13 protein-coding genes are annotated in these 16,863 nt (G+C 49.9%); 9 read left to right on the forward strand and 4 right to left on the reverse strand.

The features are described from left to right. Window positions 1–35: 35 nt before the first annotated feature. Window positions 36–296, reverse strand: a complete 261-nt coding sequence (locus MP213Fo_RS03195; protein ID WP_421090238.1) for a sel1 repeat family protein — start codon at window positions 294–296, stop codon at window positions 36–38. A gap of 542 nt (window positions 297–838) precedes the next feature. Here MP213Fo_RS03195 and MP213Fo_RS03200 point away from each other — a divergent pair. Beyond that, the gene (locus MP213Fo_RS03200; protein WP_421090239.1) at window positions 839–1,183 is read left to right on the forward strand and encodes a DUF2147 domain-containing protein; all 345 of its coding nucleotides are present in this window, start codon (window positions 839–841) and stop codon (window positions 1,181–1,183) included. A 108-nt stretch (window positions 1,184–1,291) separates the two neighbouring features. Here the strand turns inward: MP213Fo_RS03200 and MP213Fo_RS03205 are convergent, their stop codons facing one another. Then, the gene (locus tag MP213Fo_RS03205; RefSeq protein ID WP_421090240.1) at window positions 1,292–2,011 is read right to left on the reverse strand and encodes a glutathione S-transferase family protein; all 720 of its coding nucleotides are present in this window, start codon (window positions 2,009–2,011) and stop codon (window positions 1,292–1,294) included. A gap of 244 nt (window positions 2,012–2,255) precedes the next feature. On the opposite strand from MP213Fo_RS03205, the gene MP213Fo_RS03210 reads away from it, so the two are divergent. The 4 genes from MP213Fo_RS03210 to MP213Fo_RS03225 all read left to right on the forward strand — a co-directional run bounded on the left by MP213Fo_RS03210 (window position 2,256) and on the right by MP213Fo_RS03225 (window position 5,400). Beyond that, window positions 2,256–2,453, forward strand: coding sequence for a hypothetical protein (locus MP213Fo_RS03210; protein ID WP_421090241.1), 198 nt, complete (start codon window positions 2,256–2,258; stop codon window positions 2,451–2,453). Next, complete coding sequence (locus tag MP213Fo_RS03215; RefSeq protein ID WP_421090242.1) at window positions 2,450–2,656, forward strand: hypothetical protein; 207 nt, start codon at window positions 2,450–2,452, stop codon at window positions 2,654–2,656. Before MP213Fo_RS03210 ends, MP213Fo_RS03215 begins: the two co-directional genes overlap by 4 nt. A 92-nt stretch (window positions 2,657–2,748) precedes the next feature. Continuing rightward, on the forward strand, window positions 2,749–4,275 hold the full coding sequence (locus MP213Fo_RS03220) for an AMP nucleosidase (RefSeq protein WP_421090243.1): 1,527 nt from the start codon (window positions 2,749–2,751) through the stop codon (window positions 4,273–4,275). Between the two features lie 54 nt (window positions 4,276–4,329). Then, complete coding sequence (locus MP213Fo_RS03225; protein ID WP_421090244.1) at window positions 4,330–5,400, forward strand: endonuclease/exonuclease/phosphatase family protein; 1,071 nt, start codon at window positions 4,330–4,332, stop codon at window positions 5,398–5,400. Window positions 5,401–5,541: 141 nt separating this feature from the next. On the opposite strand, the gene MP213Fo_RS03230 is transcribed toward MP213Fo_RS03225, so the two are convergent. Continuing rightward, window positions 5,542–7,221: an electron transfer flavoprotein-ubiquinone oxidoreductase gene (locus MP213Fo_RS03230; protein WP_421090245.1), complete on the reverse strand. Its 1,680-nt coding sequence runs from the start codon at window positions 7,219–7,221 to the stop codon at window positions 5,542–5,544. A 378-nt stretch (window positions 7,222–7,599) separates the two neighbouring features. Between MP213Fo_RS03230 and MP213Fo_RS03235 the strand changes: the two genes are divergently transcribed. Beyond that, on the forward strand, window positions 7,600–8,511 hold the full coding sequence (locus MP213Fo_RS03235; protein ID WP_421090246.1) for a uracil-DNA glycosylase: 912 nt from the start codon (window positions 7,600–7,602) through the stop codon (window positions 8,509–8,511). A 546-nt stretch (window positions 8,512–9,057) separates the two neighbouring features. After that, window positions 9,058–10,320 (forward strand): MFS transporter, encoded by a 1,263-nt coding sequence (locus tag MP213Fo_RS03240; protein ID WP_421090247.1) that lies wholly within the window; start codon window positions 9,058–9,060, stop codon window positions 10,318–10,320. A 6-nt stretch (window positions 10,321–10,326) separates the two neighbouring features. Here MP213Fo_RS03240 and MP213Fo_RS03245 read toward each other — a convergent pair whose 3' ends face one another. Then, window positions 10,327–11,283: a DMT family transporter gene (locus MP213Fo_RS03245; protein ID WP_421090248.1), complete on the reverse strand. Its 957-nt coding sequence runs from the start codon at window positions 11,281–11,283 to the stop codon at window positions 10,327–10,329. A gap of 228 nt (window positions 11,284–11,511) precedes the next feature. Here MP213Fo_RS03245 and pepN point away from each other — a divergent pair, with 228 nt between their 5' ends. Together pepN and MP213Fo_RS03255 are read left to right on the forward strand one after the other, a co-directional pair. Further along, on the forward strand, window positions 11,512–14,151 hold the full coding sequence (gene pepN / locus MP213Fo_RS03250; RefSeq protein WP_421090249.1) for an aminopeptidase N: 2,640 nt from the start codon (window positions 11,512–11,514) through the stop codon (window positions 14,149–14,151). 276 nt (window positions 14,152–14,427) lie between these two features. Further along, complete coding sequence (locus MP213Fo_RS03255; protein WP_421090250.1) at window positions 14,428–16,818, forward strand: PAS domain-containing sensor histidine kinase; 2,391 nt, start codon at window positions 14,428–14,430, stop codon at window positions 16,816–16,818. Window positions 16,819–16,863: the final 45 nt, after the last annotated feature.

The following is a 16,863-nucleotide window of genomic DNA, read 5'->3' on the forward strand; positions in this document are numbered from 1 at the left end:
TCGTCAGACTTAAGTCTTTGCCTAATTCCGTGGAGTTAGTGGCGTGCCATCCATTCACGCGCTTCACGCAATGCGCGCACAAGCTCAGACTTACTCATCAGTGCGGATAGTTTGCTACGCATTGGTAGGGCGCGTTCATCGCCGCGGATCGCAGCAATGTTGAACCATTTATACGCTTCAATACGATCGGCAACGCAATCACGCCCTGCATAATACATCATACCGGTTTCAAACAGCATTTCTGCTTCCATGCTGGCGATATTTGCTGCTTTGTGCATTGAGAAACTTGTAAACATTGTATTGGCCCTATCCTGTTTCAGCGCCGCCTGCTTAGAGCAATATGCTCATGCCGATCTCTGCTGGTGTTGGGATAAGCATGCCGGAAAGAGCTGAAATGGGCGTTAAGCACCATCCTTAACGCCCTCTCAACAAAGTCCAAACAAGTGGTAAATGTCAGAATTCATTAAGAATAACTCTTGCGGTTTTGCGGGCTTTCACAAAAAAATGCGGATTTTCTCTATCTATGGAATTAAACCCATTGCTAACCAAGCTTGTGATTATGCGTTTAAGGCCTTTGATAAATCGCTGTCTGTGCCGTTGAAAGCCGGAGCGGGAAACGATCAGGCTGGATCGCATCGCTTGCTCTAGATTCTAGAGTTTTCGCATTGTCATATGTATCAAGTTGATTCAACTTGATAGTGAAATGCTCTAGACAGGTTCAACGTGATTTCCGCTCCATTTTTCCGGTACTAAAATCCCTCTTTTCAAGTGCTCGTTTTTTGATTACGTTTACGTGAACGTAAAACTGCATAGATTTTCACATTTCTGGGAGGGACTGATGAAGAAAACGATACTGGCAATAATTGCCCTGACATTTACGGCGGGCCCTGCATTGGCGGCTGAGCCAATTGTCGGCACATGGAAGCGCTCCAGCGGCACCTCAATTGAATATAAAAACTGCGGCGGCGATGATTATTGCGGCACAGTGCTGGATGGCGAGTTCAAAGGTAAATCTATTGGCAAAATGACCGGCAAAGGCGGCAGCTATAAAGGCACCGTCAACAAGCTGGATGAAGGCAAGACCTATTCCGGCAAAGCCAGCGTCAGCGGCAGCACCTTATCATTGGCCGGCTGCGTGGCAGGTGGCCTGATCTGTAAAACAGAAAAGCTGGCACGACAGTAATCAAAAACGGCTTTCATAGCGAGATTACACAGCTCATCGAAATAGGCAGAGCGGTTTACTGAGTTCAACCTCAACGTAAACCGCTCTATATTTTAACTCAGATAATAATCAGCGGGCTTTCTGGTTGAAGAGAACACTTTGGGCTGATTTATCTGTCGCGAGATTGCTCTTTTCACGCTCTGCTTTGCCGAGAGCCATACCGCGTTGCACAGCAGGTCGCGCGGTTACAGTTTCATACCAGCGCTTCAATGCAGGAAAGTCTTCCAGCTTCTGATCATAGCTGTTATGCGCACTGATCCAGCCCACTGAGGCAATATCAGCGATCGAATACTCATCCGCAATATAATCCCGACCTTCAAGGCGGCGGTTAAGCACACCGTAAAGGCGGTTCACCTCACTCGTATAGCGGTTGATGCCATATTCAATTTTTTCCGGCGCATAAACACGGAAATGTCCGGCCTGCCCCGACATTGGCCCCAAACCACCCATCTGCCACATCAGCCATTCATCAACAGCTACGCGTTTGCGCTCATCCGCCGGATAAAATCTATTAAATTTACGGCCGAGATATTGCAAAATGGCGCCGGATTCAAAAACTGAAATCGGCTGTCCGTCCGGCCCCTCCGGATCAATAATAGCTGGCATACGATTATTGGGGGCAATTTTCAAAAAATCAGGCTCGAACTGATCGCCCTTACCAATATTCACATATTTCACTTCATAAGGAATGCCGAGCTCCTCAAGCATGATACTGATTTTCCAGCCATTGGGTGTTGGCCAATAATAAAGCTCAATCGGTTTGCTCTGGAATTTAGGTGAAGCACTCATAGGAATCAGCTCCTGATTTATAAAACGATAAACAGCAAAATAGAGGAGCTGTTTGTTGCAATTTGCATTGTATAATCATGACTACATAATAGGCAATGCAAAAACTTATTCAATACAATACATATATATGTATCACAGCAAATCTGCTTCACAATCTTGAACCGCAGATGAACAGGCCTATCAGCAAGGGTTCACGCTATTCCCGTTAGTTTTGAAAAACTGACAAAACCAATCGGGTGTGCCAATGCTGTATCGCAGTTTTACAATTATCAGCCTGTTCATGCTTGGCACGTCATTACTCGGTGTAAGCCTTATCAATGAAAGCTATCGCAGCCATGACAGCAGCCGCCATAGCCACAAATTGTTTACGTCCTCAATGGTCGCGCATGTTTTACCACCGGTTAAAACAGTGCCCGCAACTCAGCAGGCAGGCACACCATGAAACACACCCATAATGACATATCTGCCCAGCACAAAGAGCCACGCTTTACTGCGCTAAAAGATAATTTATATCTGGCAATGCGCATCGGCATTTTCAGCCTGTTTTTTGTAGCGCCTATTGCCGCCTTTACAGGAATTGCTGCCAATACCGGTGGCAAAATTTCTGCCACCGGTCTGGTTCTTTTTGTCAGCCTGCAAAAATAGTATTTACTGTTTAAGCTTTCCGATCTGATTTGCACCATAAACCAGCTTTATAACCGGCTTATAACTCTATCAATTCCGGCATATAATGCAGCATGAGCAAAAGAATCGACCCTTTTTCCGGCCATCCCGTTTCTGATATTATTGCTACGGGCATTGCCTCACCGGAGCCCGTGGCTCCTGCATCATTTAATGATGCCCGCGCTGCGGTTGACGCATTGCGGGCACTCTATGACCGCAACACTGCGTTTTTGCGCGATGCGTTTCATCAGGTTGCCAAAGGCGAGATCGCCCCGCAGCGGTTTCGGGCTTTTTATCCTGAATTGCGCTTTTCAACTGCGAGTTTCGCGCATGTTGATACGCGGTTGGCCTATGGCCATGTAACGTTGCCGGGAGACTATGCAACCACCCTTACCCGCCCTGATCTGTTCGACACGTATTTGATGGAGCAGATCCGCCTGCTGATTAAAAACCACGGCGTTCCGGTGACCGTACAGGAATCGACGACCCCTATTCCGCTGCATTTTGCTTTTCTTGAAGGCACCTATGTAGAATCTTCGGTTTCAGAAGCGTTTCAATATCCGCTGCGTGATATGTTTGATGTGCCGGATCTTGGTAATACCGATGACAGTATTGTTAATGGTGATGCTGAGTTTCAAACTTTGGAAGTCATGCCGCTTGCGCCATTTACCGGCCAGCGCGTCGATTATTCCCTGCATCGCCTGTCGCATTACACGGCCACCAGCCCGTCGCATTTTCAAAACTATGTGCTGTTTACCAATTACCAGTTTTATATGGACGAATTTTGCGCTTATGCCCGCAAGCTGATGGCGGAAGGCGGCGGTGACTACACCAAATTTGTCGAGCCCGGCAATCTGGTAACCTATGCCGGAAACAGCGCGCCGTCTCAGGGTGTTGAACCGGCACGCCTGCCACAAATGCCTGCCTATCATCTGGCAAAAGCCGACGGCTCCGGTATTACCATGGTCAATATCGGTGTGGGGCCATCCAATGCCAAAACCATTACCGATCATATCGCAGTATTGCGCCCGCATGCATGGCTGATGCTCGGGCATTGTGCCGGTTTGCGCAACAGCCAGCAACTTGGCGATTATGTGCTGGCGCATGCTTATGTGCGTGAAGACCATGTGCTTGATGATGATCTGCCGATCTGGGTACCAATCCCTGCTCTGGCTGAAATTCAGATCGCGCTCGAAGAGGCTGTTGAAGAGGTTACGGGTCTTGAAGGGCACGAACTGAAACGCATCATGCGTACCGGTACGGTTGCAACGATTGATAACCGTAATTGGGAATTGCGTGATCAGCGCGGCCCTGTGCAACGGCTTTCACAATCGCGCGCTGTGGCGCTGGATATGGAATCTGCGACCATTGCCGCCAACGGTTTTCGTTTTCGGGTGCCTTATGGCACGCTGCTTTGTGTTTCAGACAAACCACTGCATGGCGAGTTGAAACTGCCGGGTATGGCCACAGATTTTTACAAGAAACAGGTTGCCCAGCATTTGCAGATCGGCATTCTGGCAATGGAAAAAATCGCAACTATGCCGCAAGACAGGCTGCATTCACGCAAATTGCGCAGTTTCTTTGAAACGGCATTCCAGTGACGCCTGACACAGCAAGCATTATGCACCTCCTGCCCTCAAGACGAACCGGTTGCAATGTCTGATAAAATACCAGCCCCTGCCGTTAAACCTGCCTCTATACCAGCTTTTGCGCTGCTAATTGTGCTGGTATTACTCTCTGTGCCGCTTGTGATCGGTTTTTTCGGACGCCTGCATCCGGCATTCGATAGTTTCGCGCATTTTCGGGCACATATTGCAGCTGTCATGGCTGCCGGTGGTATTGTATTGCTATTTACCAGCCTGCGGCGCGAGGCGGCAATGATTACACTGCTTGGTCTCAGTGCATTTTCAACCACTATAAACTGGTCAGGCAATGCGCAACCTGCTGAGCCAGCCTCTGGATTAGCCTCTGGGTTAACCTCTGGCGAAAGTAACGTTACCTACCGGCTGATGCAGATTAATTTGCAGCAGGATAATCCTGATCCCAAAGGCGTATTGCAGGCAATTGCACGTCAAAAACCGGATATTATTACCTATCAGGAAGGCTCGGAATTGTGGCAACCCTGGCTGAAAGTGCTGGAGGGCAATTATCCCTATCATCAGCAATGCAGCAATCTGCCTAGCAAATGGGGGGTGGGGATTCTCTCCCGCCGTCCGTTTGCAGAGTTTGGTGCTCCGGTCTGTACCGGTGAAGGTTTACTGGCAACTGCTTTGGTCAATTTTGGCGGCACCAATGTGCTGGTTTCATCGCTGCATCAATCATGGCCGTGGCCTTATAAGCAGGCCAGCCAGTTTGATTTCATCAAACCGGCGCTGGAAGCAATGAACAATCCTCATGATATTCCGGTGATCCTTGCCGGTGATTTCAATGCTGCGCCATGGAGCTATGCTGTGCGCAAAGTTGAAGCCGCCACCAATACCAAACATCTCTCCGGAATTGGGCCGACATGGCTGACACCGCAACTGCCAGCCAGCTGGAAACAATGGCTTGGTCTGCCGCTTGATCAGGTTTTAATTAATACAGCTGTGTCCTTGCGCAATATCAAAGCTGATATTCCATCCGGATCAGACCATTTGCCGGTCTTGATGGAATTCTCAGTTCCGGCACCGGTTTCAGCCCCAGTTGAAGAGAACCAGCCGCAATCTCAAGAACCGGTTAAAATTTAAAACCTGATATGTGAAAACAATAACGGCGCCCCTGAGGCGCCGTTTTGATTCATATCGCTAAGTATTGCAGTTTGGCTTACAGTTTCGCTTCAGCGATTTCCGCTTTTATAGCGGGCGAGACGGACACGCCTTACGCCAGCATTACATGCTGCCGTAAACCGGTCCTTCGCCGCCTTGTGGCGTAACCCAATTAATATTCTGGTTCGGGTCTTTGATATCGCAGGTTTTACAATGCACGCAGTTCTGCGCATTGATCACGTAAGTTTCCTTACCATCCTTCTCAACCCACTCATAAACACCCGCAGGGCAATAGCGTGTTGAAGGCCCAGCAAATACATCATGCTCGGATTTAAGCTGCAATTCCAGATTCTTAACCTGCAAATGCACCGGCTGGTCTTCTTCATGATTGGTGCTTGAAAGAAACACCGAAGACAACCGGTCAAAAGTCAGCACACCATCGGGCTTCGGATAGGTAATCGGCTTGTGTTTAGCTGCCGGTTCCAGTGATGCCGCATCGGTTTTACCATGCTTCAATGTGCCAAACAGCGAGAAACCAAACAACTGGTTTGTCCACATATCCAGACCACCGAGCGAAACGCCAATAATCGTGCCGAATTTTGACCATAGCGGCTTCACATTACGCACGCGCTTAAGATCTTTACCAATGGCTGTCCCGCGCCATTCATTTTCAATCTCAACAACTTCATCATTGGCGCGGCCTGCTGCAAGCGCGCCGGCAATCTTATCGGCAGCCAGAATGCCCGACAGCACCGCATTATGCGAACCCTTGATGCGCGGCACATTTACAAATCCGGCCGCACAGCCGATCAGCGCACCACCGGGGAAAGTCAGCTTAGGCACAGATTGCCAGCCGCCTTCTGTGATCGCACGTGCACCGTATGAAATGCGCTTGGCACCTTCAAAAGTCGGCGCAATAGACGGATGGGTCTTATAGCGCTGAAACTCTTCAAACGGCGACAGATACGGATTTTTGTAGTTGAGATGCACTACAAAGCCAACTGCGACCATATTATCTTCAAGATGATAAAGGAATGAACCGCCGCCGGTTTTCATATCCAGCGGCCAGCCGAAAGAATGCTGCACCAGTCCAGGCTTGCTTTTTTTAGGGTCAACCTGCCAAAGCTCTTTCAGACCAATACCGTATTTACCGGGCTCGCGCCCTTCATCCAGCTTGTATTTTGCAATCAGTTCTTTGCAAAGCGAACCGCGGGCACCTTCGGCAAACAGCACATATTTACCGTGCAGCTCCATGCCGCGGGTAAAATTTGGCCCCGGCTTGCCATTGCGTTCAATGCCCATATCACCAGTTGCAACACCGATAACTGCGCCCTCAGTATTATAAAGCACTTCGGCGGCAGCAAAGCCCGGATAAATTTCAACACCGAGATTTTCAGCATGGCCTGCAAGCCAGCGTGTTACATTGCCGAGCGAAACAATATAATTGCCATGATTGTTCATCAGCGGCGGCATGGCAAAATTTGGCAAGCGCACAGAACCCGCAGGTCCGAGCACCAAAAACTGATCATCGGTTACAGCGGTTTTAAACGGGTGATCGCTCTCTTCGCGCCAATCCGGCAGCAATTGATCGATACCGACCGGATCAACAACCGCGCCCGACAAGATATGCGCACCAACTTCGCCGCCTTTTTCCAGAACGACCACTGAAAGTTCCGGGTTGATTTGTTTAAAGCGGATCGCCGCAGCAAGACCGGCAGGGCCTGCGCCAACAATCACAATGTCGAACTCCATACTTTCTCGCGCCTGCATTTCAGGATCTGGGAGTTCGTGTGTGTCGCTCATTGATGCCTCCGTAGCATGCTGTTCCCGTTTTTATCGTGCAAAGTAGTCTCATTTTCCCCGAGGCCGGAATACAAAAAATCCGTAAACCGCCCCCCACTTTTTATGAAATTCTTCCCACACTCCCTGATACAGGGTTGTAACACAGTTCAAATGCGTCCTATTGTCCAAAACCGCCCTTTGGCACACTGTTTTTTCATCAACATCATGCAATAATATTGACGTAAACGTCAATGTAAATGGTTTTTGAAGAGAGGCAAGGGAAAGTCCTTGCCAAAGCTTGAGCAATTTGCGACCTCAGTTATATAATCGGGCGTAAGTTGTTGCTCATTTTGCAACCATGTCAGCATTCATAAATCGGCTCAAGACGGGAACCACCGCGTGTCAGACACTGCAATCTATGCCAATTGGGAAGACCTGATTCGCTTCTATGCTGAAGCTGGCGTTGACACTGCGCTTGACGACGAGCCGGTAGACCGTTTTGCCGAAACACTGGCAATGGCAGCAAGACCGCAACCTGCACAAACCACAGCTGTTAATAACCAAGCCCAAAGCGCGCAGCAATTTCAGACGGGCGCTCATAGTGCCGTGCCTGCTCCCAGTGCACAACAGCCGCTATCCGCGCAAAATGCTGCGAAAGCCGCAGCCGGTGAAACGATTGCTGCCAAAGCGGCCATTGCGCCGGAGCTTTTGCTGGAGGAAGCCCGCAACCGCGCAGCCAGTGCCGCAACGCTTGATGCGCTGCATCAGGCAATGGCAGAGTTTGACGGTTGCCGTTTGAAACTGACAGCTAAAAACATCTGCTTTTCTGACGGCTCGCCGCAAGCAGAGCTGATGGTGATCGGTGATGCACCGGGGCGCGATGATGATCTGGAAGGCATTCCGTTTTCAGGGCCTGCCGGACAAATGCTCAACCGTATTCTCGCCGCCATCAATCTTTCACGCGACAAGGCCTACCTTGCCAATACTTTGCCGTGGCGCCCGCCCGGTAATCGTCCGGCAACACCACTGGAAATGGATTTATGCAGGCCGTTTCTTGACCGGCAAATTGCGCTTGTTGCACCTAAAGTGATCGTGGCGCTTGGTGATTCAGCGGCAAAAAGCCTGTGCGGCTCACGCGAGCCGATCTATAAACTGCGTGGAAACTGGCATAATTACACATCAAGTGATCAATCACAGATCGCCGTCATGCCAAGCCTGCATCCCGATTATCTGCTGCGTACCCCCGCTCAAAAACGGTTTGCTTGGGAAGACTGGCTGATGGTCAAGATCAAGCTTCAAGTTCAAATTTAATGCATTTGATCGCGGTTAAATCCGGGTAGCTAAAAGCATATGATTGATACGCACTTGCTCGGAAACCGCTTCATCGTTTCTGTGGTACGTTTAGAGCATTTCACTATCAAGTTGATAGGCATGACAATGCGAAAACTCTAGAATCTAGAGCGAGCGCTGCGATCCAAGCTGAACGTTACCCGCTCTAGAGCGGTTTACGTTTAAATTGGATCATGTAATCCGCTCTAAGTTATTGTTTTTACGCATTATCGTGGCCGCCCAATGATTCCATTGGACTACGAAATGCTCTAGCGCATATAGATAGAATTATCTCCAGCCAATTCACCGCAAAAAATGTCGCAAACATGCCAGCCCGCGATGAGACTTCTGATTAGTGCTACATATATAATTCGCTTGATCTGCGGTTATAAAAGCAACAGCAAAAGTAAAGTTACGCAGTGCCGGAAAAGACAGTATCCCTGCGCCGCTTTTTACAATAAAGCCTCGCTCAATAATGTGGTTTTGTAAACCATATAGCCGATTGGTTCAGTTTTCCGGACAAAGCCCATGCCAGCCCAGTTGTTGCCGATTTCAGCTCTCCTTTTCAGCACATTGCTGATGCTTATGGCCGGTGGCCTTGCCGGTCTGCTGATCCCTATCCGTGCGGGTATGGAAGGCTGGTCAACCATTACTATTGGCTGGATGGGAACATTCTATTCTCTGGCCTTTACGGTTGGCTGTCTGGTGGTACCGTTCTTTGTGCGCAATGTCGGCCATGTGCGGGTTTTTACGGTTTTGCTAACCATTCTCGGCATGTCGCTTTTGCTGCATTCGCTGATTATTGATCCGATTGCGTGGATGGCTTTTCGCGGGCTGGCCGGTTTTTCGCTGGCCGGTGGTTATATGGTGGTCGAAAGCTGGTTGAATGAGCGTGTCAATAATGACAGCCGCGGCATGATCTTCTCGGTTTATATGATCACCACCATGATCGGCACGATGTCGGGACAATATATTCTGCCTTTTGGTGATCCGAGCACGCAGACCCTGTTTATCATTTGCACCCTGATTTACAGCTTTGCACTGATCCCGACCGCATTATCACGGGCAGAAACACCCAAACCACTGACACAGGTTTCACTTGATATTAAAGGCCTGTACCGGCGGTCACCGGCGGCGGTTATCGGCGCACTGATTTCAGGTCTGATTTCAGGCGCATGGAATATTCTCGCCCCGATTTACGGGCAGATGAATGGGCTAGACAATTTCAGCATCGCATCCATGCTGGTAGCAACCGTGATTGGTGGCGCGATTTTCCAATATCCGCTGGGACGCGCGTCCGATTTGGTGGATCGTCGCTATGTCATGGTTTTATGCGGAATTATCGGCGTTATTCTGTCACTGGTACTGACAGTCTTTTCACCGGCAGACGGCTTGAGCGGTTATTTTGTGATCTTTCTTCTGGGCGGTGTACTGTTTCCGATCTACAGCCTTAATGTTGCGCATGCCAATGACTATGCGGAGGCCAATGAATTTGTCAAAGTATCCGGCGGATTGCTGATTGTTTATGGCGTTGGCACCATGATCGGCCCGCAGATTGCTGCGCATATGATGGAAGGCTTCGGCAAGCTCGGCATGCCGATCACACTTATGAGCTGTTTTGCCGCCTATGGCCTGCATGCAATGTGGCGCATCAGCATGCGTGAACGCCCTGCGATCAGCGACACCAAGACCGAGTTCAAATATCAGGCAACAAAAAACATCAATACGCCTGAAAGTTACCAGATGGATCCGCGCAGTGATGCGCCGGAGGAAGAAGATGATCCGGAGTGAGAAAACTCAGCTGCGCCTGAATTTTCTTCCGGACAATTTATGTTCACGGTAAATAATAAAAATCCCGGCGGCGATGACGATACTGCTGCCGAGCAGCATTTGCATGGTTGGCACATCACCGAAAATCACATAGCCGATCACCAGCCCCAACAGCATTGAAGTATATTCAAAAGGCGCAATGGTCGACATTTCCGCATGGCGGTAACATTCGGTCAGAAAAATCTGGGCAATACCTCCGGCAAAGCCTGCGGCAATCAGCAATGCCAGCTGCCACATTTGCGGCACAACCCAGCCAAAGGGCAGCGTGAACAGCGCCATCACTGTTGATGTCAGAGAAAAGTAAATGACGATCGTGGCGGTGCGTTCTACACGCACAAGTTTGCGCACCAGCATCATGGCCACCGCCGATGATAAAGCACCCATCAGCGCAAACACTGCCCCACTGGCCTCACTCTGTGTAAATCCACCATGGGAAAACAGGCTGAGCCGCGGCCAGACAATAATCAACACACCAATGAAACCGATAATAACCGCAGACCAGCGATAGGCGCGTACTTTCTCATGCAGAAAAACAGCACTGAGCACCACGATCATCAGTGGTGAGGCATAGTTGATTGCAATTGTTTCCGGCAAGGGCAGTAATGTCAGCGCATAAAACCCGCACATCATCGAAACAGTGCCAATGACCCCGCGCCAGACATGGCCGAAAATATCCTGCGTCCGCATCGCGCCCTTCAGCTGATGGGTATAAGCCAAATATGCAATCACCGGAAAAATTGCGAAGAAAGAGCGAAAAAACACCATCTCCCCCGACGGCACGCCCTCTGCCGCCTTCAGCAGGGTCGACATCATCACAAAAATGACCACAGAGGTCACTTTGCAGGCAATACCGAGTAAAGGGCGCGGTTCGCTTGCGGCGGCGGTTTTCTCTGCCAAAGGCAGATGACGCTCAGGGGCATTCACAATAAAATTCCTTAACTGCTGCCAGAGTTGCGCAACAGACTCCCTCTTTTATACCTGCACACAATAGCTGAGTGAAAACGCATTTCCAGCGCTATTTCAGCAATTCTTGGTAATTCATATAAGGTGAATAATACAGCACAGAGCGTATTAAATCTGACAGGCGGTTTCGCTCTGTGGTGAAATGCTTTAGCTTCAGATTATCCGGGTTATATGCGTGCAGGAGTAGTGATGCGTACAGATACAGGCCATGTGTTTCGTCTTGAAGATTATCGCCCCTCAGATTACCTGATCCGTGAAACTGCTTTAAGCTTTGATCTCGAGCCGGAAAACACCATTGTTGAAGCACGACTCAGCATAAAGCGGCGCGAAGGTGCAGAACACTCGGTACCACTGATACTCGATGGTGATGAACTGACCCTGATCAGCCTGCATATTAATGATGTGCCGGCCACCGATTATGACGTGACGCCAGAGCTGCTCACTATTCGCTCGCTGCCATATAATGCCGATTTCACGCTGACTATCGTGACAAGCATTAATCCCACGACCAACCGGCAATTGATGGGGCTCTACCGCTCAAGCAATATTTATACCACCCAATGCGAGGCAGAAGGCTTTCGCCGGATCACATATTTTCTTGACCGCCCCGATGTGTTGTCGATCTATACTGTGCGTCTTGAAGCCGATAAAGCGGCTGCCCCTGTTCTGCTCTCCAATGGTAATTTGCAACAAAGCGGCGCGCTGGATAATAGCAGACATTTTGCAATCTGGCATGACCCGCATCCCAAACCGTCTTATCTGTTTGCGCTTGTGGCAGGCTCGCTTGGTTCAATCAGCGATATATTTACAACCGGCTCTGGCAGAGTGGTTGCCCTGAATATCTATGTGGAACATGGCAATGAAAGCCGTGCGCTCTACGCTATGGATGCTTTAAAGCGTTCTATGGCCTGGGATGAAGATGTTTATGGCTGCGTGTATGATCTTGATATTTTCAATATTGTTGCGGTGTCCGATTTCAATATGGGGGCAATGGAAAATAAAGGTCTGAACATTTTTAATGACAAATATGTTCTGGCTGATCCGCAGACCGCAACTGATGCCGATTATGCCGGTATTGAAGCCGTTATCGCCCATGAATATTTCCATAACTGGACCGGCAATCGCATTACCTGCCGCGACTGGTTTCAGCTTTGTCTTAAAGAGGGGCTGACGGTTTATCGCGATCACGAATTTTCAAGTGATCAGCGCTCGCGCGCCGTACATCGTATTGATGAGGTCAAGCTGCTTAAATCACAGCAGTTCCCCGAGGATGGCGGACCGCTGGCGCATCCTGTGCGACCAAAGGAATATCGTGAAATCAATAATTTTTACACTGCAACTGTTTATGAAAAAGGCAGTGAACTGATCCGCATGCTGCGAACGATTGTCGGCGATGATGTTTATTATCAGGCGCTTAAGCTGTATTTCACCCGTCATGACGGGCAAGCGGTAACGATTGAAGATTTCATCAAGAGTTTTGAAGATGTCAGCGGTCAGTCCCTTGCCCGTTTTGCACTGTGGTATGATCAGGCTGGCACACCGGTGGTAACGGCGCGCTCCCAGTACGACGAGCAAAACCGCAGCCTGCAGATAATATTAGAACAAAAGCTGGCACCAACACCGGGGCAGAGTGAAAAACAACCGGTGCATATTCCGGTGCAGTTCGGCCTGATTGGCGCAGATGGTAAGGATATTCCTATCACTGCGCATCAGGGGGCAGGATTGCAGGGCGATATACTGCATTTACAAGAGAGTACTCAAAGCTGGACATTTTTCGATATTAATGAAAAGCCGGTCCTGTCTTTGTTGCGCGGTTTTTCAGCGCCTGTGCATCTTGAACAGCAACTCAGCCATGAAGAGCAGGTATTCCTCGCCCGCTTTGACCGCGATGCTTTTGGCCGCTGGCAGGCACTCAATCATTTACTGACGACAGAGATTCTTAAAAATGTGGACGAACTGCACCAGCAAAAGCCAGTGCAATTTGACCCGCAACTGCTACAATTGCTGGCTGAAACAGCGCAGGACGAGACGCTGGATCATGCTTTCCGCGCATTATGCCTGAGCCTGCCGGATGAGGCCGATATTGCACGCGTTATGGGCACCAATATTGATCCTGATCTGATCCATCAAAGCCGGGAAACCCTGCTTGCGGCAATTGCGCAGGCGAATGCTGCTGGCTTTACCAAGATTTATGAACAGTTGCACGATACAGCGCCGTTCACTCCCGATGCTGCCAGTGCAGGCAAACGCGCTTTGAAAGCGGTGTTGCTCAACTATCTGACCATAGCTGAAAATAGCCCTGCTCAGGCCTATGCGCTCTATGAACAAGCCAATAATATGACTGACCGCTTTGCGGCACTCACACTTCTTGTCCACCGCTTCTCCGGCCATCCAGACACCGTGAAAGCGCTGGCGCAATTTGAGAGTGATTACCAATCCATCCCGCTGGTGATGGATAAATGGTTTGCAGTGCAGGCACGCCGCCCTTCTGAGCATGCTCTTGAAACAGTGGAAGCGCTGATCAACCATAAGCTGTTCTCTTTTGACAATCCAAATCGTTGCCGCTCGCTGCTAGGGAGCTTCGCTGCCGGTAACCCTACCGGGTTTAACCGTGCGGATGGCAAAGCATATGTGTTTTTCAGCACCCTGATTTTGCAAATCGATCGGGAAAACCCGCAACTGGCTTCCCGTCTGCTTACCAGTTTGCGGTCATGGAGAACGCTGGAACCAGTGCGTCGTGCTCATTTGCAATCAGCGCTTGAGCGAATTGCGGCCTCGCCAAACCTCTCGACAGATGTACGTGATATTTCCGAGCGGATGCTGGCATAAAACAATGCGATAAGATTTTGCTCAAAAAAACCATATTTTTTGAGCAAAATCACAAATAACAATGAGCATGATATTAAATTACAATAACATCATGTTCTCAAACATTAGGCTTCATGATTTTTAGAAACTGATCGAATCATTTTCGAATCAGAAGGGGTTTTTTATTAATTTTTAATTAAAACACTGGACACAGCGAATCACATTTGATTCTATAGGGATATTCGGCTCATTCATTCCGAATCACTTCAAAGCAACCACTCAGATGAGGGCCACAAGATGGCGAATACCGACGCGTCCCGCGCGCCGAATGGTGTCCGTTACACCTCAGAAAGACGATCGAAGCGGTTCAAGCTTTCCGGTTATGTCTATCTGTTGTCCGGCCCCGCCTATCGTAAGCTGTTGTCACTCGAGCCGGTTTTACGCCGTATCGTGCCGGTTCTGATTATTGCTTTTCTCATTATTTTAGCCGGTGCCCGCATGCTGTCGCTGCTCAATCAGCGCGACGAAATAGAGGCCGACGCCCGCCATGCACTCGCTTTAACTGCTGCCCATGTTGCGACCAAGCTAGAAAAACAACTGGAGAATGCTGCCCCGAATACGCCACTTAATGCAGCAGACGGCGATTACACCGCGGTACAAAACCTGCTGGTTGAGCTGCGCGCCAAAGGTCTTGTGAGCGCGGATGTTGAACTCGCTGTTGTCGATGAAAATGCAAAAATCATTGCAGCTTTGAGTTCACGTCAACTGCTCGGCATTCAGGTGGAAAGCCTGTTGAGTGAGGCTCAGCCTTTATTGATGTTTGGTGGCCGTGCCGGTGTTTTGCCGGTTAAATACCGTAATGAGCGCGCCTTTGCTGCGGTTGAGAAAGTTGAACCACAAAATGTGCAGGCAGCTGCGAGCGGATCGTTTTCAATTCTGACTTTCAACACTGAAAAAGCAATTCTTAAAGAGTGGCGGCAAGTGGTATCGCTCAATATCACGCTGTTTGCGGCAACAGCCGGTGTGCTACTTGCCATACTCTATGCGTATTTCAGTCAGGCAGCCCGTGCCCGTGATGCCGATGATTTTTCACATCAGATACAAAAGCGGATTGATCTGGCGCTGGCACGCGGCCGTTGCGGCCTCTGGGACTGGGACATGGCGCGCGGGCGCATGTATTGGTCGCGCTCTATGTATGAAATGCTCGGCTATGAAGCTGTCGACAGTGTGTTGTCTTTTGGTGATGTGGCGGCCATTGTTAATCCGGTGGATGGTGATCTGTATGAGATTGCCACACAAGTAATGTCGGGTGAGCTGCGTCAGGTCGATAAAGTGCTGCGTATGCGTCATGCCGATGGATACTGGGTGTGGATGCGCGTGCGTGCGGAAACCGCCACTGAGGGTGATGTACATCTGGTTGGCATTGCCTTTGATGTCAGCGAACAGCATCGCTTTGCGCAGGCAACAGTTGAAGCTGATCTGCGTATCCGCGAAGCCATTGAAAGCATTTCAGAGGCCTTCGTTCTTTGGGATTCACAAAGCCGACTGGTGATGTCCAATGGTAAATATAATGAATATGCCGGCCTGCCTGCTGCTGCGTTGAAAGCCGGTGTGACACGGGAAGACATTCAGCCTCTGCTACGGCCGGCTGCTTTCGAGCGCCGGATGGCCAATGAAAATGACCGCGGCGGCGCCCAGACCTTTGAGCGTCAGCTCGGTGATGGACGTTGGCTGCAGGTGAATGAGCGTCGCACACAAGATGGTGGGCTGGTATCGGTGGGTACAGATATTACCCAGCTGAAACTGCATCAGGAACGTCTGGTCGACAGTGAGCGCCGCCTGATGGCAACGATTCAGGATCTTAGTCTGGCGCGTAAGGCTGAAAAAGACCGTGTGCGCGAGCTCTCGGAGCTGGCCTCGAAATATGCCACTGAAAAAGAACGTGCGGAAAGCGCCAACCGTTCGAAATCTGAATTCCTTGCCAATATGTCTCATGAATTGCGCACGCCGCTCAATGCGATTATCGGCTTTTCAGAAATGATTCAGGCCGGTACTTTCGGCCCGCTCGGCTCCGATCGGTACGCGGAATATATTCATGACATTCATACCAGCGGCAATTATTTGCTCAATGTTATCAATGATATTCTGGATATGTCGAAAATTGAAGCCGGTCACTTCTCCCTCGACAGAGAAGAGATTGATCTGTGCCCGCTGATTGAAGAAACCGTGCGTGTGGTTTCTCTGCAGGCTGAACAAAAGCATATCTCCGTACAAACCAGCATTGCCGATACCATTACGGCAAGCGCAGACCGCCGTGCGATCAAACAGGTGCTGATTAACCTGTTGTCCAATGCGGTTAAATTTACCGGTGATGGCGGCTCCATTCTGGTGCGCGCACGCAAAACCAATGGCGCGCTGATCCTGACGATTAAAGATACCGGGTGCGGTATTCCGAAAGACGCGCTGAAAAAGCTCGGCCATCCGTTTGAGCAGGTTGAAAACCAGTTCACAAAAACCCATACCGGCTCAGGCCTTGGCCTGGCAATTTCGCGCTCACTGGCCGAATTGCATCATGGTGCATTGCGTATCTGCTCCACTGAGGGTGTTGGCACCATCGTTTCTGTGCGTATTCCGGATCGTAAAACTCTGCCTGAAATTATCCCGCCATCCCATGAGGCCGCAGCATAGAGCATTGCGCCGTCAGGTTTGCGTGCAAACCAATCTCGCTTGTGC

It is taken from the genome of Pseudochrobactrum mosebachae, assembly GCF_048914685.1.
In the GTDB taxonomy this organism is placed as follows: Bacteria; Pseudomonadota; Alphaproteobacteria; order Rhizobiales; family Rhizobiaceae; genus Pseudochrobactrum.